Source organism: Leifsonia sp. 10L418, assembly GCF_056395445.1.
This window is the reverse complement of sequence record NZ_JBFTJN010000003.1, coordinates 228049-253030: the sequence shown is the minus strand read 5'-3', so window position 1 is coordinate 253030 and position 24982 is coordinate 228049. Positions and strand designations below refer to the sequence as shown.

At 66.2% G+C, this 24982-nt stretch carries 23 protein-coding genes; 20 read left to right on the top strand and 3 right to left on the bottom strand.

Annotation, left to right across the window (positions count from 1 at the left end; translation table 11 throughout):
• Positions 1-50: 50 nt before the first annotated feature.
• From AC1DCF_RS09115 to leuA, 13 genes are all read left to right on the top strand, one after another.
• A complete protein-coding gene (locus AC1DCF_RS09115) occupies positions 51-776 on the top strand; it encodes a GntR family transcriptional regulator (RefSeq protein WP_477210731.1) in 726 nt (241 codons plus the stop codon).
• Positions 777-846: 70 nt separating this feature from the next.
• The gene (locus AC1DCF_RS09110; protein WP_477210730.1) at positions 847-1587 is read left to right on the top strand and encodes a BtpA/SgcQ family protein; all 741 of its coding nucleotides are present in this window, start codon (positions 847-849) and stop codon (positions 1585-1587) included.
• The gene (locus AC1DCF_RS09105; protein ID WP_477210729.1) at positions 1584-2144 is read left to right on the top strand and encodes an ureidoglycolate lyase; all 561 of its coding nucleotides are present in this window, start codon (positions 1584-1586) and stop codon (positions 2142-2144) included. The genes AC1DCF_RS09110 and AC1DCF_RS09105 overlap by 4 nt, the downstream gene beginning before the upstream one ends.
• Entirely contained in the window at positions 2141-3118 is a 978-nt protein-coding gene (locus AC1DCF_RS09100; RefSeq protein WP_477210728.1) for a carbohydrate kinase family protein, read from the top strand. The genes AC1DCF_RS09105 and AC1DCF_RS09100 overlap by 4 nt, the downstream gene beginning before the upstream one ends.
• A 40-nt stretch (positions 3119-3158) precedes the next feature.
• The gene (locus AC1DCF_RS09095) at positions 3159-4067 is read left to right on the top strand and encodes an ABC transporter substrate-binding protein (protein WP_477210727.1); all 909 of its coding nucleotides are present in this window, start codon (positions 3159-3161) and stop codon (positions 4065-4067) included.
• Positions 4068-4279: 212 nt separating this feature from the next.
• The gene (locus tag AC1DCF_RS09090) at positions 4280-4948 is read left to right on the top strand and encodes a lysoplasmalogenase (protein ID WP_477210726.1); all 669 of its coding nucleotides are present in this window, start codon (positions 4280-4282) and stop codon (positions 4946-4948) included.
• 101 nt (positions 4949-5049) lie between these two features.
• The gene (locus tag AC1DCF_RS09085; RefSeq protein WP_477210725.1) at positions 5050-6954 is read left to right on the top strand and encodes a sensor histidine kinase; all 1905 of its coding nucleotides are present in this window, start codon (positions 5050-5052) and stop codon (positions 6952-6954) included.
• Complete coding sequence (locus AC1DCF_RS09080) at positions 6951-7634, top strand: response regulator (protein WP_477210724.1); 684 nt, start codon at positions 6951-6953, stop codon at positions 7632-7634. The genes AC1DCF_RS09085 and AC1DCF_RS09080 overlap by 4 nt, the downstream gene beginning before the upstream one ends.
• Before the next feature lie 119 nt (positions 7635-7753).
• On the top strand, positions 7754-8515 hold the full coding sequence (locus tag AC1DCF_RS09075) for an ABC transporter ATP-binding protein (RefSeq protein ID WP_441791677.1): 762 nt from the start codon (positions 7754-7756) through the stop codon (positions 8513-8515).
• Positions 8512-9909: an ABC transporter permease gene (locus tag AC1DCF_RS09070; protein ID WP_477210723.1), complete on the top strand. Its 1398-nt coding sequence runs from the start codon at positions 8512-8514 to the stop codon at positions 9907-9909. The genes AC1DCF_RS09075 and AC1DCF_RS09070 overlap by 4 nt, the downstream gene beginning before the upstream one ends.
• Before the next feature lie 177 nt (positions 9910-10086).
• Positions 10087-11343: an alpha/beta hydrolase gene (locus tag AC1DCF_RS09065; protein ID WP_477210722.1), complete on the top strand. Its 1257-nt coding sequence runs from the start codon at positions 10087-10089 to the stop codon at positions 11341-11343.
• 13 nt (positions 11344-11356) lie between these two features.
• Positions 11357-13888 carry a phosphatidylglycerol lysyltransferase domain-containing protein gene (locus tag AC1DCF_RS09060; protein ID WP_477210721.1) on the top strand — a complete coding sequence of 844 codons (2532 nt, stop codon included), beginning with the start codon at positions 11357-11359 and terminating at the stop codon, positions 13886-13888.
• A 168-nt stretch (positions 13889-14056) separates the two neighbouring features.
• Complete coding sequence (gene leuA / locus AC1DCF_RS09055; protein ID WP_477210720.1) at positions 14057-15823, top strand: 2-isopropylmalate synthase; 1767 nt, start codon at positions 14057-14059, stop codon at positions 15821-15823.
• A gap of 94 nt (positions 15824-15917) precedes the next feature.
• Here the strand turns inward: leuA and AC1DCF_RS09050 are convergent, their stop codons facing one another.
• Positions 15918-16505 (bottom strand): hypothetical protein, encoded by a 588-nt coding sequence (locus AC1DCF_RS09050; protein WP_477210719.1) that lies wholly within the window; start codon positions 16503-16505, stop codon positions 15918-15920.
• Between the two features lie 180 nt (positions 16506-16685).
• Complete coding sequence (locus AC1DCF_RS09045; RefSeq protein ID WP_441791671.1) at positions 16686-17345, bottom strand: trimeric intracellular cation channel family protein; 660 nt, start codon at positions 17343-17345, stop codon at positions 16686-16688.
• A 78-nt stretch (positions 17346-17423) separates the two neighbouring features.
• Here AC1DCF_RS09045 and recO point away from each other — a divergent pair, with 78 nt between their 5' ends.
• From recO to AC1DCF_RS09025, 4 genes are all read left to right on the top strand, one after another.
• Positions 17424-18146, top strand: coding sequence for a DNA repair protein RecO (gene recO / locus AC1DCF_RS09040; RefSeq protein WP_477210718.1), 723 nt, complete (start codon positions 17424-17426; stop codon positions 18144-18146).
• Positions 18143-18973 carry an isoprenyl transferase gene (locus AC1DCF_RS09035; protein WP_477210717.1) on the top strand — a complete coding sequence of 277 codons (831 nt, stop codon included), beginning with the start codon at positions 18143-18145 and terminating at the stop codon, positions 18971-18973. Before recO ends, AC1DCF_RS09035 begins: the two co-directional genes overlap by 4 nt.
• 183 nt (positions 18974-19156) lie before the next feature.
• Positions 19157-19840, top strand: coding sequence for a DsbA family oxidoreductase (locus AC1DCF_RS09030; RefSeq protein WP_477210716.1), 684 nt, complete (start codon positions 19157-19159; stop codon positions 19838-19840).
• Positions 19841-19845: 5 nt separating this feature from the next.
• Complete coding sequence (locus AC1DCF_RS09025; protein ID WP_477210715.1) at positions 19846-19968, top strand: hypothetical protein; 123 nt, start codon at positions 19846-19848, stop codon at positions 19966-19968.
• Between the two features lie 98 nt (positions 19969-20066).
• On the opposite strand, the gene AC1DCF_RS09020 is transcribed toward AC1DCF_RS09025, so the two are convergent.
• Positions 20067-20585: an aminoacyl-tRNA deacylase gene (locus AC1DCF_RS09020; protein WP_441791666.1), complete on the bottom strand. Its 519-nt coding sequence runs from the start codon at positions 20583-20585 to the stop codon at positions 20067-20069.
• A gap of 34 nt (positions 20586-20619) precedes the next feature.
• On the opposite strand from AC1DCF_RS09020, the gene dusB reads away from it, so the two are divergent.
• From dusB to dnaG, 3 genes are read left to right on the top strand one after another with little or no spacing between them, the layout of a single operon-like run.
• The gene (dusB, locus tag AC1DCF_RS09015) at positions 20620-21795 is read left to right on the top strand and encodes a tRNA dihydrouridine synthase DusB (RefSeq protein WP_477210714.1); all 1176 of its coding nucleotides are present in this window, start codon (positions 20620-20622) and stop codon (positions 21793-21795) included.
• Entirely contained in the window at positions 21788-23038 is a 1251-nt protein-coding gene (locus tag AC1DCF_RS09010) for a deoxyguanosinetriphosphate triphosphohydrolase (protein WP_477210713.1), read from the top strand. The genes dusB and AC1DCF_RS09010 overlap by 8 nt, the downstream gene beginning before the upstream one ends.
• A 56-nt stretch (positions 23039-23094) precedes the next feature.
• Positions 23095-24966 (top strand): DNA primase, encoded by a 1872-nt coding sequence (gene dnaG, locus AC1DCF_RS09005; RefSeq protein WP_477210712.1) that lies wholly within the window; start codon positions 23095-23097, stop codon positions 24964-24966.
• Positions 24967-24982 lie beyond the last annotated feature (16 nt).

The window sequence follows — 24982 nt, the reverse complement described above, 5'->3', positions numbered from 1 at the left end:
CGAATTCGAAGTTGTATAGTCGTCTATACAAGTTCCAGGAGAGGAATCCAATGGCTGCACCACACCTCCTGCCGCTCTATGCGCAGATCAGCAGGCACGTGCGCTCGCTCATTCTCGATGGCGACCTCCACGACGGTGACGTGATTCCGTCGGAGCCGACGCTGATGGAACAGTTCGACACCACGCGCGGAACCGTGCGTCAGGCCATCGGCCAGCTCGTCACCGAAGGTCTCGTCGAGCGGGTTCAGGGCAAGGGCACCTATGTGCGCTTCCGCCCGATGACACACAGCCTGTGGAACTTCGGCGGTTTCAGCGACAGCGTGAAGGGCCGCTCCGGCGACCCCGTCTCACGCGTCGTCGAGCACGACATCTACGAGCAGAACGGTGAGCGTTTCTTGCGGCTCGTGCGTTTGCGCGGTGTGAATGTGGCCGGAGAGCAGAAGATCTTCTCACTCGACACCTCGCACCTGCCGCTCGCCTACTTTCCGGGCATGGACACCGTTGACTTCGAAAACGCGTCGCTCTACGACACCATGCGCTCCCGCTATGAGGTGTACCCGCGCCGCACCGAGGTCGCGCTCTCGACCGTGATTCCCGACGAGACGGCGCGCGAGCTGCTCGGAGAGCCGGCCGGTTCGAACGCACTGGTTCGCTTGCGCGGGCATGCGTTCGATGCCGAGGACCGGCAGATCGAGCAGATCGAGATCGTCTACGCCTCCTCGGTGGAGTTCAACATCTCGACGACGATTCCCGACCCGCGGCTCAGCTCTTCGTGAGTTCAGCCCCCGTGCATCCGCTCTCGAGCGCGCCCAGATTTTCGATTCATCTCTTGACGAAGGAACCACGATGACCAGCAAACGCGCAGCATTTCTCGATCTTTTGGCCACCGGCAAGCCGGTTCTCGGCATGGTGCACCTGACCGGTGCAGACCGCGCCGAGAAGCTTTCGATCGCTCAGCGTGAGATCGACGAGCTCTACGCCAACGGCGTCGACGCCGTCATCATCGAGAACTACTTCGGCACCCCCGACGATGTCGAGAACGTGCTCGGTTGGCTCGCGGCCACCCACCCGACCGCCACCTACGGCGTCAACGTGCTCGACGACGACGAGCGCGGGTTTGCCCTCGCCGGCGAATTCGGCGCCAGCTTCGTTCAGCTCGACTCCGTCGCCGGACACCTCGCCCCGGAAGACGAGCCGGCTTTCGCCGAACGACTCGCTGAGATGCGCGCCGCAACCGATGCGGCACTGCTCGGCGGCGTGCGGTTCAAGTACCAGCCCTACCTGAGCGGCAACTCGCTCGAGACCGACCTGCGTCTGGGCATGGAGCGCGCCGACGCGATCGTCGTGACCGGCTCAGGGACCGGCATCGAGACCAGCCTCGAAAGCATCACAGAGTTCCGGGGCATCCTCGGTGACTTCCCCCTGGTCGTGGGGGCCGGCATCACAGCCGCCAACTGTGCCGAACAGTTCGCACTCGTCAACGCGGCCATCATCGGAAGCGCCTTCAAAGACACGCGCAAAGACTCCGGCGCCGTATTGGGCGCCCACGTTGTCGAGATCACCGCACTGGTCAAGGGACTGCGATGACCACCACCCCCCACCGCCGTGTTCTGGCACGTCGCGTCACCGCGTCCGAGTTTTCCGGGTTCGGCCGGGCCATCGAGCTACTGGCCGGCGGCACGGATGTCGTCACCACGCGCGGCGCCGGATGGAGCGATCACCGCTCCCTGGAGTCCGTGCTCGGCACTCCCGGCCATCTCGGTCTGACGATCGGCTCGGCTGAACCGCTGCTGGTCACGGCAATGGAACGGCATCTGCACACCAAGGAAGCGCTCTTCTGCGCCGGTGCCCCTGTCGTCGTGGCCGTCGCTGACACGTTGGGCGAGCATCCCCACGCCGACGATGTGCGTGCCTTCGTCATCGAACCCGGCGACGTCGTCATCCTCGATGAAGGGATCTGGCACTCGGCCTGCCACGGACTCGGCAGCCCCACGCCCTACTACTGGCTGGCCACCGCCGACGATTCAATCGCCGACGTCTGGGCGCCGGTGATCGGAGGCCCGATCGAGGTCGACGTGGACTTCGCACACCCCTCGAATCCCGACATCCTGACGCCGACGGCACGAGGGGGGCGGTCACTGTGAACTCCCGCACCGCCACGATCTTCATCGGAGACGTCGCACTCGATGAGTACTTCAGTGCCCCGGTCTGGCCGGGCGTCGGCGACAAGGCCTGGGTCAACACGGAGACGGCGGAAGTCGGCGGGATGATTGCCAACGCGGCGAGCGTGCATGCCGCACTCGGCGCAGACGTGCGGTTTCTCACGACGATGAACGACTCGGCGGTGAGCAGGCGCCTGCTCGCCGACCTCGTCGACCAGGGAATCGATACCGGTCTCTGCCGGGTCGACCCACGCTTGGCCGACTCCCGCTGCCTGATCTTTCTGGTGGGCGACCAGCATGTGGTGATCACCCCGGAGATCGGCGACCAGCGCTTCGAGCTCGACGACGCAACGCTCGCCGAGCTCGCCGGTTCCCGCAGCGTGTACAGCTCGATCGGCGACCTCAGACGACTGCGCCACGGTCAACTCGCTCCGGCCCAGATCCTGTCGAAAATCCGGCAGGGCGGCGCCCGCATCGTGCTCGACCTCGATGTCGGCGACCTTGCCGACGGTGATGCCGAGATCATTGGATGCGTAGACGTCTGCATCGTGAATCGCATCGGATTCGAGCGACTCGCCGCCGGACGCACCGTTCAGCAGACCGTCTCTGCCCTGCTGGAGGCCGGTATGACCCACCTCGCCGTGACCCAGGACGAAGACGGCGCCACGGTCTACTCGACCGGGGGAGCCGACGTCGTTCCGGGTATCCGAGCGGCAGTTGTCGACGTCACCGGTGCCGGCGACACCTTCTGCAGCGCCTTTCTCTTCGCGCTCGATCGCACCGATGACCCGGCACTCTCCGCCCGATTCGCAAATGGCGCCGGGGCGCGTGCAACCGAGCGTCACGGTGCGCGAGCCGGCGTCGCATCAGTTGCCGAGATCGTGGCGTACCTCGCCGCGGCCGGGCACGACATCTCGGCCCTCGGGGCCGCCCTCCTCCCCGCTGACCTTTCCTGATTTCCCTGCCCCACCCCACCCCCACCCGCAAGGAGCTCCGATGAACACCCGCAACACCGCAGCCCGGCTGATGATTGGCGCAACCGCCGCGCTCATCGCTCTCAGCCTGACCGGATGCGTCAACAACGCACCGACCACCGCCCTGCCCTCTGCAACCGCCACCTCGAAGGTCGCCGCTGACGATGCCGTCACCGCGCTCGTGCCGAAAGAGATCGCGTCAAGCGGAACGCTCAACGTGGGCGTCAACCTCACCTACTCGCCGAACGAGTTCAAGACCCCCGAAGGTGCGCCAACGGGCTGGGCGGTCGAGCTGATGGACGCGATCACCGCGAAGATGGGTCTGACCCCGACCTACCAGGCAGCGGCGTTCGACAACATCCTCCCCGGCGTGATCGGCGGCAAGTACGACCTCGGCCAGGGCTCATTCACTGACACCCTCGAACGCGAGAAGGTCGTCGACTTCGTCAACTACTACTCGGCGGGAACGCGCTGGGCCGCCGAGGCTGGCAGCACTCTCAACCCCGAGGATGCCTGTGGCAAGATCATCGCGGCCGGCGCCACCACCTACCAGGAGACCGACGACCTCCCGGCGCGTTCCGCGGCGTGCGTCGCCGCCGGCAAGGCGCCGATCGAGATCCTGAAGCTCGACACCCAGGACGACATCACCAACTCGGTGGTTCTCGGCCGGGCAGCCGGGTTCGCCGCGGACTCACCCGTGACCTCCTACGCCGTTGCCGCTACGAAGGGCAAGCTGGAGATGGTCGGCGACCAGTACGACTCCGCTCCGTTCGGCTTCGCCATCGCCAAAGACAACGGAACCCTGGCACAGGCAGTGCAGGCTGCCGTGCAGTCACTGATCGACGACGGCACCTACCTCGAAATCCTGAAGACGTGGGGCGTTGAAGACGGCGCCGTCACCGAGTCGACGATAAACGGAGCGCTGTTCTAGAAACGTCGTTGCGGCCACCTCATACTCCGATGTGGTCGATCACCTGCTGTGCCGTCTCGGGTGACCGAGGCGGCACAGCCGCGTGTGGAGGAATCATCTCGCTAGGGTGGGCACATACCCCGGCCGTGCGTTCAACCGCACGCTCAACCCCGCGTTCAACCCCCTCGTTCAAACCCCGCCCCCGCGTTCAACCCACAGTGAAGTGAGTCGTTGTGTCACGTTCTAACCTGCTCCGCGTGGTGCCGTTCAGTCCGTTTCTTATCGCCGGCATCCTGCATCTGATCGGTCAGCTTGCCGGAAACGAAGCGCTGATCACGGCGACGAAGCCGCTGCTGATTCCGAGCCTTGCGCTCGCCCTGGTCTGGAGTGTGGGTGGGCGGCTGACCGCGCCCGTCGTCGGTGCCCTGATCGCGCTCTTCTTCGGATGGCTCGGCGACCTGGCTCTGATGATCGACGGTTCGCTCTGGTTTCTCGCCGGCCTGGGCGCGTTCCTCCTCGCCCACATCGCGTACATTGTGCTCTTCCTCCGCCACCTCGGACGCGGGAGGCTCCCACGCTCCGCGCTGCTCTACCTGGTCTGGTTCGCACTCCTCGGAGTCTTGCTCTGGCCCTACCTCGGCACCATGCTCGTGCCCGCGCTGATCTACGCCGTGGTGATCACAACGATGGCGATCGTCGCCACCCGGTGCGCCCCCATCGTGGCCGCCGGCGCCACGCTGTTCCTGCTATCGGACTCTATGCTCGCGGTGGACCGGTTTGTGCCGGACGTCGGGATCTGGCAGGCCGGATTCCTGATCATGCTCACCTACCTCGCCGCACAGTGCCTCATCATCGTTGGCGTCGTGAAATTCGTGCGCGCCCGGGCAGCATGGCGGGCGTGAGGCTCGCACCGGCTACATCGGCAGGATGATTTCGGTCGACCTGCGAGGGACATCGCCGGGCTGAGGCGGTGCGGCGACACGCCGAGGCTTACGCTTGAAGGATGGCAGAGTTGACCGAGGCAGACCAGGGGAAAGCCCCCTGGGCGGTTCCCGCTGCAGTGATGCGCTATCGCTGGGCGTTCGAACCTCTCCTGGCGGTTCTCTTTCTCGGAGTCTGGACGGTCTCGGCCGTCTGGTCGGGCCGCGCGCTCGACCTGGGCGGGGTCTTGCTCCTCGCGGTCGCCATCGCCTTCTCTCGGATCAGCCCGATCGGCGCTCTGGCAGCGGGGTTCTTCGCGCTCGGATTCGGGGTCACGGGCGCCGGTTCGACGCCGCAGGCCTGGGCCTACTGTTTTGCGGGCGTCGTCGTCTGCTTCGGTGCGGCAGCACACGGAACCAAGGTGGTGCGCTGGGTCGGCCTCGCCGGAGCGATCGTTCTGGCGGGCGTCATCGGCGTCATCGAATTGTCAGACGCGTTCAATCAGGCCAACCACGGATTCGACGGGATCTGGAGCGCGTTGGCCGTTCTCTTCTCGTTTCTGATGGCCGTGCTCATCCAGGTCAGCCTCGTGCTCGGGGCGTGGGCGGTCGGGCTGGCCCTGAACGCGCGCGCGCACCAGGTGAGTCGACCCCCGGTGAATTCGGCGGATGTGTCGTCGACCGGCCCCCGAGAATGGACGGGTCTCGAAGCGGCGGTGATGGATCGCGACCGACAGAGCTCGACACCAGTGATTCGGGCCTCCCTGCTCTTTCGCACCATGACCTACCGCCAGCTCTCGGCCGATATCGCCATCGCGCTCGTCTTTCTGTTCGTCATGCTCTCCTCCGGGTTCGGCGCGCCGGTCGAGGCCGTCGTCTCCGTCGGATTCGCCGCGGCCCTCGCCTTCCGCCGGGTTTCTCCGGCCATCGCGCTGGCGATCGCGTGGGTCAGCGCGCTGGTGCAGGTGTCATTCGGCTTGCCGGTCCTGACGGCCAACTTCGCCGTGCTTGCCGTTCTCTATGCCACGGCCGCCTACGGAGGGCGGGTGGTGAAATGGTCGGGCCTTGCTTCGGTGGGCGTCGGCGCGCTGATCGCCGGACTCTACCTGTCTGGAGTTCTTCAGGGGTCGTATAGCGCGGAAATCGCCGATGTCGCGGGGATGTTCTTTCGTCTCGCAGGGGTGTTCATCGCGTCGGTCGGCGTGCTCGGATTGTCGTGGACGCTGGGCCTGCTCATTCGCACCTGGCAGAACGCCAGGCTCAGTCGCCGCCAGGAGGTGCGCGCCGTCGAGGAGCAGCGCATCGCCCAGCGCACCGTCGTCGTCGAGCAAGAACGCAACCGAATCGCCCGTGACATGCACGATGTCGTGGCGCATTCCCTGGCCGTGGTCATCGCCCAGGCGGATGGCGCCCGCTACGCCAGAGCCAGCGACCCGACCGCCGTCGACTCCGCTCTCACCACCATCTCGGCGACGGCCAGGGACGCCTTGGCGGATGTGCGCATCCTGCTCACCCAATTGCGTCAACAAGAGGCGCAGGGTCCGCAACCGGTGCTCGCCGACCTCGATCGTCTGATCGAGCAGATGCGGGGAACCGGGTTGGCCATTGTCTGGACGACGGCGGGCGCGCCGCAGCACCTCGGTTCGGGCGCCCAGATGGCCCTCTACCGGATCATCCAGGAGGCGTTGACCAACGCGCTGCGTCACGGCGACCCCGATCACCGGGTGCATCTCGCGATCCAGTGGGACCAGAGCAGTGTGACCGCGGTGGTCACCAACGCGGTTCGACCGGATCGCTCATTCGACGAACGTGCCGGTGTGGGTCATGGGCTGCCTGGTATGCGGGAACGCGCGCTGCTTGCGGGCGGAACGCTCGAGACCGCGCTCGTCGATCGCCGGTTCACCGTCACGGCCGCCCTCCCCATTCTGGCCGGCACCGCGCCGGTGATCGTCGACAGCTCCCTTCCGAAAGTGAATGTGACACCATGACCGAGACCACACCGATTCGAGTGGCGCTCGTTGACGACCAATCACTGTTTCGTGCCGGCATCCGGATGCTCATCTCCTCCCAGCCCGACCTCGAGTTTGTCGGTGAGGCCGGCAACGGGGTCGATGGTGTGCAGATGGCGGCCGCGGTGCGTCCCGACGTCATCCTGATGGACATCCGGATGCCGGTGATGGATGGCATCGAGGCGACGGAGCAGATCTTGCGGGCAGCGGATGCCCGGGGCGAGCAGCCGCCGCGCATCGTGGTTCTGACGACCTTCGACCTCGACGAGAGCGCGACCAGGGCCATCCGGGGCGGAGCAAGCGGCTTTCTGCTAAAGGATGCGGACCCCGAGTTCTTGCTGGCGTCGATTCGCACGGTGCACGCGGGCAGCTCGGTCATTGCGGCGGCCGCGACGCGCGAACTCTTCGAGCATTTTGACCGCCGGGTTGCCGCACGCGACGCGACCCCGGAATCGTTCGGCACCCTCACCAGCCGGGAGCGGGACATCTTTCTGCTCGCCGCGCGGGGGCTCAGCAACTCGGAGATCGCCGCGGGGGAGTATCTGTCGGAGGCGACGGTCAAGACGCACATCAGCCGTATCCTGGCCAAACTCGCCCTGCGTGACCGGGTGCAGCTCGTGGTGTTCGCCTTTCAGCACCGGTTGACCGAGGGCGACTGACCGAGAGCGACTGACCGAGGCGACTGGCCGTCAGTCTGACGTTCGGTCATCCTCCTGAGTGAGGGCGAATACACCGCCAGCCCGATTCGGGATTCGCGCTCGATTCGTAGCGTTGAAGCATGGAAATCATCCCCTCAGACCTCGGCCTCGTTGCCCGGGTGGCCGCGCTGTCGAAGTCGTATGGCACCGCCGCCAACACAGTCACCGCCCTCAATGATGTGTCGATCGGAATTCGTCGCGGTGAGTTCACCGCGATCATGGGGCCGAGCGGCTCCGGCAAGTCGACTCTCATGCACATCATGGCGGGGCTGGATGCCCCGACCAGCGGCCGCGTCTGGCTGGGCGACACCGAGATCAGCGGGCTCGGCGACTCCGCGCTGACCGTGCTGCGGCGCCGACGTGTCGGGTTCGTCTTTCAGGCCTTCAACTTGGTGCCGACCCTTGACGTGGGCGGCAACATCCTGCTGCCGTTCGAGCTCGACGGACGTCGGCCGACCAACGCGGAGCAGGAGTGGATCGACAACCTCATTGATGTGCTCGGGTTGCGCCCTCGGCTCACACACCGGCCCCACGAGCTGTCGGGCGGGCAGCAGCAGCGGGTGGCGATCGCCCGCGCGCTGGCGACCCGACCCGACCTCGTCTTCGCCGACGAGCCGACCGGAAACCTCGATTCCCGCACCGGCCGGGAGGTGCTCTCCCTGCTCGCCGCGGCCAGCGTCGACTACGGCCAGAGCATCGCCATGGTCACCCACGACCCGGTTGCGGCAAGCTACGCCGACCGGATCCTGTTCCTGGCCGATGGGCGTCTGACCTTGGAACGCGGGCGCTCGACGGCCGAAGAGATCTCGCGGATCATGCTGGGTATGGAACAGCCGGCATGAGCGCCCACCTGAAAAGCCGGGATCACCGGGCCAGCGTTCTCGTTGCGGCGCTGAGTGCCGCCTTCGGCGTGCTGCTGATCCAGGTGACCGGCGCGTTGACCGCCATGATCGGCGGCGAGGATGTCGCCCAGTACGCGACGGTGCGGATCGTGCTCGTCATCGTCGCTTTCGTCTTCATTGTGATCGCGGTCTATGTCGGGTCGATCGTGACGGTCAACACCGTCGCGACGGTCATCGCCGGCCGCGTCAGGACCATTGCCCTGATGCGCCTGATCGGGTCAAGCGCCCGGTCCGAACGCCGTCGGGTGGCCGGCGAGGGATTCCGGAGCGGACTGGTCGGGGCCGTCATCGGAGGCCTGCTCGGCCTCGGTGTCGCGTTCGACGTCGTTCGGATCGCGGTGGCCAACTCGGTGATTCCGCGCGGCGACTATGCTCCGTTCGACCCGCTGAGCGCCGTGCCAGTGGCAATCGTCATCGTCGCCACCGGAGTGGCCTCGTGGGTGGGGTCGCGCCGGGTGTTGACGGTGAGTCCGATGCAGGCGATCGGGGCCGCGACCGAGCGTTCGACCGACGAGGGCCGACAGAACCGCGGGCGCACGGCATCCGCGATCACGCTGATGGCCACAGGCACACTGCTGCTGCTTGCCGGCGTCGCGCTGGGGCTGGTCAGCCCGCTCGGGGTGCTCGTCGGCCTGGTCGGCGGTCTGCTCTCGTTCACCGGGCTCATGCTGGGAGCCCACCTGGTGATGCCGCCGATCCTTGCCCTCGCCGGCCGGCTGCTCGGCTCGTCGGCGCCCGCCACGCTCGCGGCAGCGAATGCGCGCCGCTACCCGGAGCGCAGCTCCCGCAGCACCATCGGCCTCGTGATCGGCGTCACCTTGATCACCATGTTCGCGGTTGCCGGCCAGAGCTATCAGGACATGATGACGCGGGCGCAAGAGGCCCGGCCCGAGCTGTATGGCGGAGTCGACCAGATCGTCACCGTCACCGTCGCGATCTTCTCGGTGCTGATCGGGTTCAGCGCCCTGATCGCTGCGGTCGGCATGGTGAACAATCTGGCGCTCGGCGTGCTGCAGCGCACGCGCGAACTCGGGCTTCTGCGCGCACTCGGTTTCACCGCGGGTCAGGTGCGACGGATGCTCCTGGCCGAGAGTCTGCAGATGACGATCGCGGCCGTCGGGTTCGGCCTGGTTCTCGGGACTTTCTACGGCTGGGCAGGAGCGGTAGCCCTGCTCGGTGCACAAGAGGGCGTCGGGCTGATCGCCCCGTCGATTCCCTGGCCGTTGCTGGTCGGCTGTGTCGTCGGAGCGGCACTGCTCACACTCGGCGCGTCCCTGTCACCGGTTCGGCGTGCCACCTCGGTGTCACCGATGGTGGCTCTCGCCGCAGAGTGAGCGTCGGGCCGCGGTGTGCCGAGCGGGTGGGACCGCCGGCGGGCCGGTCGCGATGAACCAGCGACTCCACTGGGTGTTGCCTGCGCAGTGGCCCGAATTCTCTGAAGTCTCATTCAGAACTCCCGAAAGCGACTGCGAGGGCGGCCGCGGAGTGTGAGAGTTGCTGGTGGAGGCACCATGAATAGCCCGCTGGGCGAAGTAAGCATCGTCGGCGGTCCGATCCTGATCGGGTTGTATCTGCTGGCGGCCGCATTCTTCGTCATTCTGCTCCTCCGTCGGCCGCTGCGACGACGCCTGATCGTCGCCGTTGTCGCGGTGCTCTGCGGGGCGATCATCGGCTGGGCGGTGGCCTGGCTGGTCAGCGACATCTGGGATGTCTACGGCATTTCGTTCTCCCCGGTCACACGGGTCTGGATCTCGGCGTTCTTCGCCGCCGCAGCGCTCGCGATCGTCAGCCTCTCTGAATCCGGCTGGCTACGAAAAGGCGTGGCGGTTCTGGCGATCCCCGTCTTTCTGCTCACCGCGGCAGCCGGGATCAACGCCGATTTCGGCGCGTTCACCACACTCGACAGCGCGCTCGGCATCGGAGAATTCTCGCCCCTCGATCCGGCGCCGGTGGGGGGCGGCGTCCCCCCGGCCGGCACCGTCGGCACCGTCACGATCCCTGCGACGGTGTCGGGGTTCCCCGCTCGCCCTGCCCTGGTCTATCTCCCACCGGCGGCCCGCACCGCTCATCCGTCAGCGTTTCCCGTTGTCATCATGCTCTCCGGTCAACCCGGGAGCCCGGATGATGTGTTCAGCGCGGGGCGGCTGGCCCAGATCTTCGACGCATACGCGGCATCCCACAACGGCTACGCCCCGATCGTCGTGGTGCCCGACCAGCTCGGCGTGCCCGAAGACAACCCGATGTGCGTCGACTCGGCTCTCGGCAATGCCGCAACCTATCTGACCGTTGACGTCCCGACCTGGATTCGTTCACATCTTCACGTCACGGCCGGCCCCGCCGGTTGGGCACTCGCCGGCTTCTCTCAAGGGGCGACCTGCACGATGCAACTGGGACCGGCCAATCCGCAGCTGTTCGGAACCCTCTTCGCGATCTCCAGCGAACTCGTTCCGCAGCAGGGCAGCATTGAAAACACCATCAACGTTGGATTCGGCGGAAGCTCGAAGGCATTTCTCGCTGCGACTCCGTCGGTGATTCTCGCCGCACATGCGCCCTATGCGAGCATGAACGCCATCTTTGCCGTTGGTGGCAATGACGCGCGGTACCTGCCGTGGTCGAAGACTCTGAACGCGGATGCCGCACGGGCCGGAATCAAGACCGAATTGCTGATCTCACCCGGCACGGCGCACGACTGGCACACGGTGATCGGGGCCTGGACGACCGCCCTGCCGCAGATTGCCGTCGACCTCGGATTGCCGGGTTCAGGGTGACGGGGGACTGGCGATGAGGGCGGTGTGGCGTCTGGCCGAGAAGCAGCCGTTCGCGATCGGTTACGCACTGCTCCTGCTCGTGTTGGCGATGTTCACCGGGCTGCTGCGGGGTCCGCACCACGACCTGCGGCTGCTCTTCGGCACCGGCTACGAGTCGGTCGTCGACCTGGGCCACTGGTGGTCGCTGATCAGTTATGTGTTCTTCGCCAACGGTCTGATCGCCCTGGTGGTCTCGATTCTGGCCGCGGTGATTGTGCTCGGCTACGCGGAACGCCTGCTGGGAACGGGGCGCACCATCATCGTGTTCACCGTCACTGCGGTGCTGGGCGCGCTTTTCGGCATTCTGATGCAGGGGTTCGGTGTCGCTAGCGGCGAATTGTGGTCGCAACATGTCAGCGAGTTGTGGGCGCTGGATCCGTTCGCCCCGATTGCCGGCTGCATCATGGCCGCGAGCTGTTTCGCCGGGCCGCTCTGGCGCCGACGTATCCGGGTTCTGACGCTGGCGGGCATCCTGGTCTTGCTGCTCTATTCCGGTCAGCCGTCCGACCTGTACCGGGTGTTCGCCGCGTTGGCGGGACTCGGGATGGGACTGGCGTTCCGGCCTGAGCCCGCCGACTTCACCTGGCGCCGCAGCTCCCACCACGAAACACGCACCCTGCTCGCCGCGGTTGTCGGTGTTGTCGCAGTCGGGCCGCTGGTGACGAGTTTTTCCGGTGGGCGGTACGGCATCCTGGCGCCGCTCGGTTTGCTGTTCAGCCCCGACGTTCCGTCGGCCGGAGGCGCCATCGATCGCTGCTTGCTCGGCAACATCACCCGGCAGTGCGTGCACGAGTTGACCCTGGAACGGTTGGGTGGCGGCGGGCCGATTCTGGTCAGCCTGCTGCCGTTGCTCGTTCTGCTCGTCGCGGCGTTCGGGCTGGCTCGCGGTCGTCGCTTCGCCGCATGGGTCGCCATCGTCGTCAACGTTGCCCTGGCCGCGCTCGGCGCGTGGTACTACGGGCTGCTTCCCAGCTCGGGTGCCCCGTTCGTGTGGCGGCCGCACGCCTCGCACTACTGGGAGATCGCGGTCGTGCTCGTGGTATCGGTGCTCGCACCAGCCACGGTCGCGCTGGTGCTGCTGGTGAATCTGCGACGGTTCCCGGTGCGCAGCAGGCCGGGCGGACCCCGCACGTTCATCATCGCGACGGTGGCGAGCGGCCTCGGTCTCGCGGCACTGTACCTCGGCGTCGGCTGGCTGCTGCGCACCAGTTTTCGCCCATCGGTCACCTTTCTCGACCTGCTCGCCGACGTGCCGGAGCGGTTCATCCCGGTCGGCTTCCTGCGCATTGAGCGCGTGAGCTTTCTTCCCGGCGACTGGGCATCGTCCGCGCTGTATCACTGGATCGGCCCGCTCTTCTGGATCGTCGTCATCGTCGGTGTCATTCTCTGCCTGCGAAGCGCACCGGGCCGGGTCGACCAGCACGGCGCCGAGCGGCTCCGTGCTTTGCTTCTCGCCGGAGGCGGCGGTTCGCTCGCCTTCATGGCGACCTGGGAAGGCAATTCGAACTGGTTCACGCGGTCGGGCACCACGGCGATCGCCTACCGGGTGGTCAACGGGGTGGCGATCACGACGAGCGAGCCGATCGGACCGGCCGCGGATGGCCCGGCGGCCGTCGCCGAGTTCGCCACATTCTGCGACGACCACGGCTGGATCCCCGTCTTCTACAGCCTGCACGACCACTGGCAGGCAACCTTCGACGCGATGGGCTGGGCGACCATGGGGGTGGGCGAGGAAACAGTTCTGCGCCCTCGCACCTGGGACACGACCGGCAAGAAATGGCAGGACATCCGCTCGTCGATCAACCGGGCCGACCGTGCCGGGGTGCGGGCCGAGTGGACGAGTTATCGCGCGCTGCCCGTCTTGCTCAGCCTGCAGATCGCTGAGATCAGCGAGCAATGGGTGCAGGAAAAGGAACTGCCAGAGCTCGGCTTCACCCTCGGTGGTCTCGACGAACTGCATGATCCGGCCGTACGGCTCATGCTCGCCGTCGACGCCGAGGGCCGGGTGCAGGCCGTGACGAGCTGGATGCCGAGTTACCGCGACGGCGTCGTCATCGGCTGGACGCTCGACTTCATGCGCCGTCGGCCCGAGAGTATGAACGGTGTGATGGAGTTTCTGATCGCCCAGACCGCGCGCATGATGAGCGAGCAACCCGAGATCGAATTTCTGAGTCTGTCTGCCGCCCCGCTGGCGACGAGCCCCGGTGCGGGCGCGGCGGGGGAGTCCGCCGACCTGCCCGCGCGCATGCTCGATTTTCTGGGTCGGGTGCTGGAACCGGTCTACGGATTTCGTTCGTTGTTCGCCTTCAAACGCAAGTTCCAGCCCGAGCTCCAGCCGCTGATCATGGCCTACCCGGATGCCGTCGCCCTGCCGTCGATCGGCCTCGCATTGGCCAGGGCCTACCTGCCGTCGCTGTCGGTGCGGGAAGCGCTGCTCTTTGCGCGTGGGCTTGGCGAATCTTCGTCAGGGGCGGCATCCGCACCCGCATCAGCACCCACCTCGTGAGCCCGTTCTGTGAACCTCGGTGTTCAGACCGCGTGCAAACGGTGCTACCCTAGATCCGTGTTGTTTGGTGCGCTCCTCCTTAGCTGCCGCGACGAGTCCTAATCTGAGGCCTCCCTCGTCGCGGAGTTTGTCGTTGGCATCCCAACTTTTGCGAGGAGATCACGGATCATGAAAAACAACCAATCAGCTTCGGCCATGCCGGTGCACAAGTACCGTCCGTACCACGAGCAGTTCCGCGTGAACCTGCCGGACCGCACCTGGCCCGACAAGCAGATCACTGTGGCGCCGCGCTGGTGCGCGGTCGACCTGCGTGACGGCAACCAGGCTCTGATCGACCCGATGAGCCCCGAGCGCAAGCGGATCATGTTCGATCTGCTGGTGCGCATGGGCTACAAGGAGATCGAGGTCGGCTTCCCGTCGGCCAGCCAGACCGACTTCGACTTCGTGCGCAGCCTGATCGAAGAGGGCGCGATCCCCGACGACGTCACCATCCAGGTGCTGACCCAGGCGCGCGAGCACCTCATCCGTCGCACCTACGAGTCGATCGTCGGCGCCAAGCAGGCCATCGTCCACCTCTACAACTCGACGAGCGTTCTGCAGCGCGACGTCGTCTTCCGCCAAGACAAACAGGGCATCATCGATATCGCCCTGACCGGTGCGCGCCTGTGCCGCGAGATGGAATCCCTCGCTCCCGGCACCGACATTTACTACGAGTACTCGCCCGAGAGCTACACCGGCACCGAGCTCGAATTCGCGGTCGACATCTGCAACCAGGTCGTCGAGATTTTCGAGCCGACGCCCGAGCGCAAGGTCATCCTGAACCTGCCGTCGACGGTTGAAATGTCGACGCCGAACATCTACGCCGACTCGATCGAGTGGATGGGCCGCAACCTGGCCCAGCGCGAGAACATCATCATCTCGCTGCACCCGCACAACGACCGCGGCACGGCCGTCGCCGCCGCCGAACTCGGCTACCTGGCCGGCGCCGACCGCATCGAAGGCTGCCTGTTCGGCAACGGTGAGCGCACCGGCAACGTCGACCTGGTCGCCCTCGGCATCAACCTGTTCACGCAGGGCATCGACCCGCAGATCGACTTCAGCAACATCGACGAGGTCAAGCGCACTGCCGAGCACTGCAACCAGCTGCCCGTTCCCGAGCGCAGCCCGTGGGCCGGCGACCTGGTGTTCACCGCCTTCAGCGGCTCGCACCAAGACGCCATCAAGAAGGGCTTCGAGGCCATGGCCGCGGAGGCCGAAGAGCAGGGTGTCGGGGTCGACGACTTGGTCTGGGCTGTTCCCTACCTGCCGATCGACCCGAAAGACCTGGGGCGCAGCTACGAAGCCGTCATCCGGGTCAACTCGCAGTCCGGCAAGGGTGGCGTCGCCTACCTGCTGAAGACCGACCACGCCCTCGACCTGCCGCGCAAGCTGCAGATCGAGTTCTCCGGTGTCGTGCAGGCGAAGACGGATGCCGAGGGTGGCGAGGTCTCGAGCGACCAGATCTGGGACATCTTCAACGACGAGTATCTGCCGACGAAGCACTCAGACCCCGACGCGAAGTGGGGCCGGTTCGAGCTCATGTCGACCCGCACCGCCAGCGACCTCGCCGGTTCGGTCGACCTGACCGTCGACCTGCGCGACGGTGACGAGGTTTCCACGGCCACCGGCTCCGGCAACGGGCCCGTCGCCGCCTTCCTCGGCGTGATGGCCGAGCGCGGCATCGAGATCACCCTCTACGACTACGTCGAGCACGCGATGTCGGCCGGCGGTGACGCCCTGGCGGCCGCCTACGTCGAACTCGACGTGAACGGCAAGCGCTACTGGGGCGTCGGAATCGACGCCGACATTTCGACTGCATCGCTCAAGGCAGTCGTCTCCGCGGTCAACCGCGGTGTGCGTGTCGAGTCGGGCGATCGCGCACTCGCAACGGTCTAGAAGTTCCGCGCGACTCGCGAGAGTCGCCGTTCATGCCGAGAGTCGCCGCTACTGCGGCGACTCTCGGTCGTTCGGGGGAATCTCGGCGCGCAGTTCAGACGCGCGTGTGCACGTTCGCGGGCTGCAGAACCGGAGTCGCGAGGATTGCGGCGCAGTCATCAATCGCCGCGGAGAGCAGCCGGTTGAGGCGGCCATCCGTGTCGGAGTCGCAGGCCTCCGCGATGCCTTGCACCGCGGTGCGCACGATCGAGTCGGCGGTGCGCGAGGTGAACTTGGTGCGCGCAAATGTTCCGGCGTCGGCGATGAACCGATGGGCCCACGGCTCGGTGTCCGGGGCGAGGTCGAATGCCGCCCGAATCTGTTCCGGCACACCGGGAAGCGGCCGGCCTTCCATCTGGAGCAGCGCGTGCTCGCAGGTCAGAATGCCAACGGCCAATGCCCGCTGCCGTTCCATGTTCGCCACCGGGAGCGCGCTCGTCGCAGCCCGCAACGCCACGACCAGCGCGACGCGTGGGTCGTCGCCGTTCAGGCCGATCACCGAGGGAATCAGCACCGCCAACTTCGACCGCGCGGCGTCAGAGGTGCAGTCGTTGGTCATACGTGCCAGCGAGGCCAACTGCGGATGCGTGCAAGCCGGATGATCACTCCACGATTCACCGGCGAGGTAGGACGCGAACTCCATGAAGCATCCACCGCCCCGGGGAGTCCTGTGTTTTCCGCGCGACAGCACCGGCATGAAGTCGGGCGTTGTGACGGCGTGTGGCGACATCTGAAACCTCCCTGCACGGGGACAAGATGGTTCCAGTCTGCTCCCGGCCGGAGCGAAACGCTAGGGTGTTTCGACTGATCTTCAGCGGAGGGATCAGCGACGGCGCCAGCGCGGCCAGCTGCCGATCGCGCGCTGCTGCGGCAGACTCCAGCCATAGCGGGCCGCGAGAATGCGGATGGCGGTCGTCACGACGACGCAGATAATCGCGGCAATCGTGATTGGAACCTGGAGCATGACCAGGATGATGAGCAGCCCGCAGCCGACCCCGGCCGCCACGGCGTAGAGCGAACCGACGTGCATGATGGCGATGGGAACGTTGAGCATCATGTCCCGGATGATCGACCCGCCGACCGCCGAGACGACTCCGACGAACAGCGACGGAATTTCGGGGAGACCCTGCGACAGCGCCTTGGTCGTACCGATCGCTCCGAACAGGCCGATGGTCACGGCGTCGAGCCCGACGATCAGCGGATTGAGGCGATGGAACAACCGTTGCAGCAGCATCCCGAGCAGAGCGAATCCGGTCGCGATGGGCAGATACCAGTTGCTCTGCAGGGCCGCGGGAACGCCGCCGAGCAGGATGTCACGCAGAAGACCGCCGCCGAGCCCGACGACGATTCCGATCAGCGCGATCCCCAGCAGATCGAAGCGGCGGTCGGTGAACCGGCCGGCGAACATGGCGCCCTGGATGGCGCCGATGGCGACCGCCGTCAGGTCGATCGCGAGGGGGATGGTGAAGAGGGTCGCTGCCACTCACTATTGGTATCACGAAAGACGCCCCGAACCCGTCGCTTCGCGCGTGATCGCAGGGGGAAGTGGGAGAATTGGGTTGTGCCTGTTTATCGTGATGAAGCCGTCGTGCTGCGAACCCAAAAATTGGGTGAGGCCGACCGCATCGTCACGCTGCTCACCCGGCAGCACGGCAAGGTGCGCGCGGTCGCGAAAGGGGTGCGTCGAACCGGGTCGAAATTCGGTGCCCGGCTCGAACCGTTCATGGTCGCCGACCTGCAGCTCTACGAGGGCCGCAGCCTCGACGTCATCACCCAGGCCGAGTCGATCAGCTCGTACGGCGCGTTGATCACCGCGGACTACTCGAGCTACACCGCGGCCAGTGCCATGGTCGAGACGGCCGACAAGCTCACCGAATCCGAGGGGTCGCTGCAGCAGTACCTCTTGTTGGTCGGGGCGCTCCGCTCGCTGTCGCGGCACGAGCACGGCGCGAGCCTGACTCTTGACTCTTATCTCTTGCGCGCGCTGTCGATGGCCGGATGGGCGCCCAGTTTTCAAGATTGTTCCCGTTGCGGCGCGCGCGGCCCGCACTCGGCCGTTGTCGTTCAACTCGGCGGTGTCGTCTGCGACACCTGTGCGCCTCCTGGCTCACCGCGCCTCACCGCCGAAACCATCACCCTGCTCGGTGCCCTGCTCACCGGCGACTGGGACTACGTCAAGCAGTCAGCCGAACAGACCAAAGCCCAGGCCAACGGGGTGGTCGCCGCGTACACGCAGTGGCACCTCGAACGCGGCCTCCGATCCTTGGAGCACGTCAGTCGATGAGCCGTAACCCCTTCTCTGCTAAGTCCACACCTGCTCCGTTCACTCACAAAGATGCGGTTGCGTTCAAGCCCCTCGACTGGACCGGCATCTACCCGCCGACGATTCCGGCCAAGGCCGTGCCCGACCACGTCGCCGTGGTGATGGACGGCAACGGTCGCTGGGCCAACGGTCGCGGCCTGACCCGCATCGAAGGGCACAAGGCGGGGGAGGCGGCGCTGCTCGACGTCGTCGCCGGCGCCATCCAGATCGGGGTCAAACACCTCAGCGTCTACGCGTTCTCGACCGAGAACTGGAAGCGGTCGCCCGACGAGGTGCGCTTCCTGATGGGCTTCAACCGCGACGTGCTCCACCGGCGCCGCGATCAGCTGAACGAGTGGGGGGTGCGCGTGCGGTGGGCCGGGCGCAAGCCGCGCCTGTGGGCATCCGTCATCAACGAACTCCAGTACGCCGAAAAGCTGACCGCGCACAACAACGTGCTCACGCTCACCATGTGCGTCAACTACGGTGGCCGTACCGAGATCACGGATGCCGTGCGTCAGCTGGCCGAAGACGTGGCGGCCGGCAAGCTCAAGCCGTCCGGAATCACCGAGAAAGCCATTCAGCGGCACCTCTATGCCGGCGATCTGCCGGACGTGGATCTCTTCGTGCGCAGCTCGGGGGAGCAGCGCACCAGCAACTTCATGCTCTGGCAGAGTGCGTATGCCGAGATGGTGTTTCTCGACACGCTGTGGCCCGACTTCACCCGGGTCGACCTGTGGCGGGCGATCGAGCTCTATGCCGCCCGCAACCGCCGCTACGGTGGCGCGATCGACGCGCCGACGGCCTGACCCGTCGCGCATACCGGCATGCCTGCCCGACACCGGCCGGTGATCGAGCCTGTCGAGATCCGGTGAGCCGATCTCGAAAATCGGGTTGCGTTTGAGGGTTGTCTTGCGAGGTCTCGACAAGCTCGACCGACGGGCTCATACGAGGCGGGAATAAGTTCGACGGTTGAAGGTGTTGGGCCCAGAGTGAGTGAAACTATCAAAGTAGACATCTGGTCAGACATTCAGTGCCCGTGGTGCTATATCGGCAAGCGCAAATTCGAAGCGGGCGCCGCCCAGTTCGGCGGTGACGTCGAGGTTGAGTACCACAGCTTCGAACTGGCTCCCGATACGCCTGTCGACTTCGACGGCAGCCCGGCCGATTACCTCAGCCAGCGCAAGGGCCTGCCGCTTCCGCAGGTCGAGCAGATGCTCCAGAACGTCACCGACATCGCCCAGAGCGTCGGCCTCGAGTACGACTACGACTCGGTGCACCAGACCAACACGGTCAAGGCGCACGAGCTGATCCACTACGCCAAGTCGAAGGGGCGTCAGCTCGAGATGAAGGAACGCCTGCTCAAGGCCTACTTCGTCGAGGGCGGCCACGTCGGACGCATCGAAGACCTCGCCGACATGGCGGCAGAGATCGGCTTCGACCGCGCCGACGTCGTGCGCGCGCTCACCGAGAACGAGTTTCTCGCCGATGTGAAGTCGGATGTCGCCCTGGCCCAGGAATACGGCATCCAGGGAGTCCCGTTCTTCGTCATCGACGGCAAGTACGGCGTCTCCGGCGCGCAGGACGCGGCGACCTTCGCACAGGTGCTGGAACAAGTACGATCAGAGAAGGCAGAGTCGGCTGTAGCGACTCCCAACGAATCGACCAAGGAGTAGTCCGCATGAGCGAAACCACCACCATCACCGAAGACGTCGTCGTCGAAGCTGAAGGCCGCCCCACGATCGAACTCGTCGGCCAGGCCGACGCAGGCGGATGCTGTGGCGGAGGCGCCTGCGGCGTCTAACTGACGAACCGGTCTCACTGACCAACTGAATGACTCGCGGTCTGCTTCGGCACACCGCGAGTTTTTCTTTTCGGCGAGAGCGGATGCCGCGCTCGGCGCTACTCCGGATCCGTCAGGTCGGCGACCGTCGCGTCGAACGCCCGGATCAGCGCATCCGCGTCGACGAACGCACTGTAGCCGTGCTCGCCGGCGCCCATCGCCACCTCCTGACCCTGCAACGTCACATCCGCGTACACCGGCCACGCCTGCGTGCTGCCGAGCGGCGTGATGGTGCCGCGCTCATAGCCGGTTGCCTCGAGGGCGAGCGCGGCGTCGGGCAGCTGCAGCTTGTTCACCCCGACGAGCGCGCGCAGTTTCGGCCAGGAGATCTTGCGGCCGCCCGGCACCAGCGCGAACAGGAAGTCACCGCTCGAGCGCTTCACCACGAGCGTCTTCACGATGCCCGACGGCTCGATCCCGAGCAGCGAAGCAGCCTCGTGCAGACTGCGTGCGGCGGGCCGTTCGATGATCCGCACCTCGAGGTTTCGGGCCGCGGCATCCTGCAGCACCCGCTCGCGGCCGACCACCCGAGCATCTGAATCTGCACCGGATTCTGCACCGGAGGATGGGTTCTGCATGAGCGGCCCGCGCTTTCTGGGAGAATTGGAGGTGATGATCACTACCACACCCACGATAAGCCAAGCGGCCCCCCTTCGAATCGGTCCGCTCGAGCTCGACGTACCCGTCGTGCTGGCGCCGATGGCGGGCATCACAAACACCGCGTACCGCCGCCTCTGCCGCGAGTTCGGCGCCGGACTGTACGTGAGCGAGATGATCACCTCGCGCGCTCTCGTCGAACGCACTCCCGAGTCGATGCGCCTGATCACGCACCACGAGAGTGAGAAGACGCGGTCGATCCAGCTCTACGGCGTCGACCCGAAGACGGTGGCGGATGCCGTCACGCTGCTGGTCGCCGAGGACCGCGCCGACCACATCGACCTGAACTTCGGCTGCCCGGTGCCCAAGGTCACTCGCAAGGGCGGCGGCTCTGCCCTGCCCTGGAAGAGCACCCTGTTCCGTCAGATCGTCGAAGCCGCGGTCAAGGCGGCCGGCCCTCTGCCGCTGACGGTCAAGATGCGCAAGGGCATCGACTCCGACCACCTCACCTACCTCGAAGCCGGCAAAGCCGCAGAGGGCGCGGGCGTTGCCGCCATCGCCCTGCACGGCCGCACCGCCGCCGAGTTCTACTCCGGCCAGGCCGACTGGGGAGCCATTGAAAAGTTGAAGAGCTCGATCAGCTCGGTGCCCGTGCTCGGCAACGGCGACATTTGGTCGGCCGACGATGCCCTCCGCATGATGAGCGAAACCGGATGCGACGGCGTCGTCGTCGGTCGTGGCTGCCTCGGGCGCCCGTGGCTGTTCGGTGACCTCGCCGCCGCGTTCAACCCGGAGGCCCACCCCGGCGAGGGCCTGATCCAGCCGAACCTCGGCCAGGTCGCCGCGACGTTCCGCCGGCACGCCGAGCTGCTCACCGAGTTCTTCGAGAGCGAGGAGCGCGGCTGCCGCGACATCCGCAAGCACGTCGCCTGGTACTTCAAGGGCTATCCGGTCGGCGGCGACCTGCGCGCCAGCATGGCGACTGTGCAGTCGCTGGCCCAGCTCGACGACCTGCTCGGCCAGCTCGACGCCGACCAGGCCTACCCGGGCGTCGGCGCAGAGGGCCCCCGCGGCCGCGCCGGAACGCCGAAAAAGCCGGCCCTGCCGGAGAATTGGCTCAACTCGCGCGAGCTTGACGGCGTGCAGCGAGAGAATCTGACCGAAGGCGAAGGGGACACAAGCGGTGGCTAACCCAACGGGCTACAGCGCACACGACGAGGCACGCTGGCTGCCCGAGAAGCATGGTTCGAAGCGCAGCGATTTCGCACGTGACCGGGCCAGACTGCTTCACTCGAGTGCACTGCGGCGCCTGGCCGCCAAGACCCAGGTGCTCAGCCCGTCGGCCGGTCTCGACTTTGCACGCAACCGGCTCACCCACTCGCTCGAGGTTGCCCAGATCGGCCGGGAGCTCGCCTCCCGCCTCGCCCTCGACCCCGACATCGTCGACTCGGCCTGCCTGGCCCACGACATCGGTCACCCGCCCTTCGGACACAACGGTGAGAAGGCGCTCAACACCTGGGCAGCCGACATCGGCGGCTTCGAGGGCAACGCGCAGACCCTGCGCCTGCTTACGCGGCTCGAGCCGAAGGTCTTCGGCGCCGACGGCCGCAGCTACGGACTCAACCTCACCCGGGCCAGTCTCGACGCGAGCTGCAAGTACCCGTGGCCGACCGACTCCTCGGTCGACGACCCGAGTGGTCGGGCCAAGTTCGGCTTCTATCCCGACGATGTCGATGCGTTCACCTGGCTGCGCGAGGGCGCGCCGGCCCGGCAGCTCTGCATCGAAGCGCAGGTGATGGACCTCTCCGATGACGTGGCCTATTCAGTGCACGACTTCGAGGATGCGATCTTCAACGGCTACGTGGATGTCGCGGCGCTCGGCGACCGGGTCAACCACGACGAGCTGGTCTCGTCGATGTACGAGTGGATCGGCGGCGAGATTCCGCACGACGAGCTGATTGCCGCATTCGACCGCCTCGACTCGCTCGACGACTGGTTGGTGGGATGGTCAGGAAGCCGACAGGACCAAGGCAAGTTGAAGAATCTGACCAGCCAGCTGATCGGCCGATTCTCCGGTGCCGCGGTTCACGCCACGCGGGATGCCTACCCGGTGGCGAGCCTCATCCGCTTCAACGGCGCCGTCGTCGTGCCGCGTGAGATTCAAGCCGAGATCGCCGTGCTCAAGGGCATCGTCGCCACGTTCGTGATGTCGACGACGACGCGCAAGCCGATTTACCAGCGGCAGCGTCAGGTTCTGACCAACCTGGCCGACACGCTCTACGCGTCGGGTGGCTCGGCGCTCGACCCGGGGTTCACAGAGGATTGGCGGGCTGCAGACGATGACGCGGCACGCAAGCGCGTTGTCGTCGACCAGGTTGCCAGCCTGACCGATCAATCGGCGCTCGCCTGGCACCAACGCTTGATCGGCGACTAACGAGCGTCTCCTCGATCTCGCGGCCGTGAAGCATGCGCTCAACTAGAATCGGGAGTATGGCCGGCCTCATCAAACAAAGCGACATCGAAGAGGTCAAGGCACGTACGAACATTGCCGACGTGATCGGCGACTACGTGAGCCTGAAATCGGCCGGCGTCGGTTCGATGAAGGGTCTCTGCCCCTTCCACGACGAGCGCAGCCCCAGCTTTCATGTGCGCCCCCAGATTGGTTTCTACCACTGCTTCGGCTGCGGCGAATCGGGCGATGTCTACTCGTTCCTGCAGAAGATGGACCACGTCAGTTTCAGCGAAGCCGTGGAGCGCTTGGCGGCCCGCGTCGGCCTGCAGCTGCACTACGAAGACGGCCAGGGCGCCGCTCCAGACCACACCAACCGGGCACGCCTGCTGGCCGCGAACCAGGCTGCCGCCGACTTCTTCGTCGAACAGCTCGGCAGTCCCGGCGCCGAAGTCGGCCGCCAGTTTCTCGGCGAACGCGGCTTCGACGCCGCTGCGGCCGAACGGTTCGGCATCGGCTTCGCCCCGAAGAGCTGGGACGAGCTGACCAATCACCTGCGGTCCAAGGGCTTCAGCACCGAGGAGATCACCCTCGCCGGACTCGTCTCCAGCCGCGAGGGGGGAAGCGGCGTCTACGACCGGTTCAGAGGACGCCTCGTCTGGCCGATTCGCGACATCACCGGGCAGACCATCGGCTTCGGCGCGCGCAAGCTGCTCGACGACGACAAGGGCCCCAAATACCTCAATACCCCGGAAACGCCGGTCTATCACAAGGCTCAGGTGCTCTACGGGCTCGACTTGGCCAAGCGTGACATCTCCCGCAGCCACCAAGTCGTGGTCGTCGAGGGTTACACCGACGTGATGGCCTGCCACCTGGCCGGCATCACGACCGCCGTCGCCACCTGTGGCACCTCATTCGGCGTCGACCACATCAAGGTGCTGCGCCGCGTGCTCGGCGACGATAGCGGCATCGGCGAGGTCGTGTTCACCTTTGACCCGGATGCCGCCGGCCAGAAGGCCGCCGTGCGCGCGTTCGGTGAGGAACAGCGTTTCGCCGCACAGACCTTCGTTGCCGTCGCGCCAGAGGGCCTCGATCCCTGCGACTTGCGGCTCAAGCGCGGCGATGACGCCGTGCGCCGCTTGATCGACAGCAAGAAGCCGATGTTCGAGTTCATGATCCGGCAGGTGCTGAGCCAGTACAACCTCGACACCGTCGAGGGGCGCATCTCGGCGTTGCGCGCCGCGGCGCCCGTGGTCGGCGGCATCCGTGACCCCTCGCTCCGTCCCGGCTACGTGCGTGAACTCGCCCGCATGCTCGGCGTCGACATGAGTGAGGTCAGCCGCGCCGTGTCGTCGGCGATTTCGCATCCGAAAGCCGAGGTCCGCGAGACGCCGCGGCGCTATGACGACCAGCCGGCCGAGCCGCAGCCGGAGAAGCAGTTCTCTCTCGTCGAGCTGCCCTCTGACCCGGCCACACGACTGGAGCGGGACGCCCTGATGGCGATGCTGCAGCATCCGACGCAGATCGGCGTCGACGCGATCGGGCGCGCCGTGCACACGAATTTCGTTCACCCGTCGCTCGCGATCGTTCGAGATGCGATCGCCGTCACCGTTGCCTCCGCCGCCGAACCGGGCTGGCTTGACCGGGTGATCGCCGAGGTGCCGGATTCCTTGACCAAACTCGTGACGGAGCTGGCGCTCGCACCGCTGCCGGAGCGCACAGAACGAGACCTGACGCGCTACGTGAAAGACATCGCTGTGGCACTGATCGACCGTGATCTGCTGCGTCAGAAGGCCGAACTGCTCGGGCGTCTGCAACGCACCGATACGAGCGATCGCGAGGTCTACGTGGCCATTCAGCGCGAGCTCGTGCGCGTCGAGGCTGAGCGCCGCAACCTGCGCGAACAGTCTTAAATTCGGCCGTCGGCCA

What these genes read in the sequence shown, in the direction of transcription:
- AC1DCF_RS09080 (WP_477210724.1), top strand. Translation starts at nt 6,951, where the DNA reads ATGACCGAGACCACACCGATTCGAGTGGCGCTCGTTGACGACCAATCA.
- AC1DCF_RS09085 (WP_477210725.1), top strand. Translation starts at nt 5,050, where the DNA reads ATGGCAGAGTTGACCGAGGCAGACCAGGGGAAAGCCCCCTGGGCGGTT.
- dusB (WP_477210714.1), top strand. Translation starts at nt 20,620, where the DNA reads ATGATCACTACCACACCCACGATAAGCCAAGCGGCCCCCCTTCGAATC.
- AC1DCF_RS09070 (WP_477210723.1), top strand. Translation starts at nt 8,512, where the DNA reads ATGAGCGCCCACCTGAAAAGCCGGGATCACCGGGCCAGCGTTCTCGTT.
- AC1DCF_RS09025 (WP_477210715.1), top strand. Translation starts at nt 19,846, where the DNA reads ATGAGCGAAACCACCACCATCACCGAAGACGTCGTCGTCGAAGCTGAA.
- AC1DCF_RS09075 (WP_441791677.1), top strand. Translation starts at nt 7,754, where the DNA reads ATGGAAATCATCCCCTCAGACCTCGGCCTCGTTGCCCGGGTGGCCGCG.
- AC1DCF_RS09035 (WP_477210717.1), top strand. Translation starts at nt 18,143, where the DNA reads ATGAGCCGTAACCCCTTCTCTGCTAAGTCCACACCTGCTCCGTTCACT.
- leuA (WP_477210720.1), top strand. Translation starts at nt 14,057, where the DNA reads ATGAAAAACAACCAATCAGCTTCGGCCATGCCGGTGCACAAGTACCGT.
- AC1DCF_RS09105 (WP_477210729.1), top strand. Translation starts at nt 1,584, where the DNA reads ATGACCACCACCCCCCACCGCCGTGTTCTGGCACGTCGCGTCACCGCG.
- AC1DCF_RS09020 (WP_441791666.1), bottom strand. Translation starts at nt 20,585, where the DNA reads ATGCAGAACCCATCCTCCGGTGCAGAATCCGGTGCAGATTCAGATGCT.
- dnaG (WP_477210712.1), top strand. Translation starts at nt 23,095, where the DNA reads ATGGCCGGCCTCATCAAACAAAGCGACATCGAAGAGGTCAAGGCACGT.
- AC1DCF_RS09050 (WP_477210719.1), bottom strand. Translation starts at nt 16,505, where the DNA reads ATGGAGTTCGCGTCCTACCTCGCCGGTGAATCGTGGAGTGATCATCCG.
- AC1DCF_RS09115 (WP_477210731.1), top strand. Translation starts at nt 51, where the DNA reads ATGGCTGCACCACACCTCCTGCCGCTCTATGCGCAGATCAGCAGGCAC.
- AC1DCF_RS09095 (WP_477210727.1), top strand. Translation starts at nt 3,159, where the DNA reads ATGAACACCCGCAACACCGCAGCCCGGCTGATGATTGGCGCAACCGCC.
- AC1DCF_RS09065 (WP_477210722.1), top strand. Translation starts at nt 10,087, where the DNA reads ATGAATAGCCCGCTGGGCGAAGTAAGCATCGTCGGCGGTCCGATCCTG.
- AC1DCF_RS09110 (WP_477210730.1), top strand. Translation starts at nt 847, where the DNA reads ATGACCAGCAAACGCGCAGCATTTCTCGATCTTTTGGCCACCGGCAAG.
- AC1DCF_RS09060 (WP_477210721.1), top strand. Translation starts at nt 11,357, where the DNA reads ATGAGGGCGGTGTGGCGTCTGGCCGAGAAGCAGCCGTTCGCGATCGGT.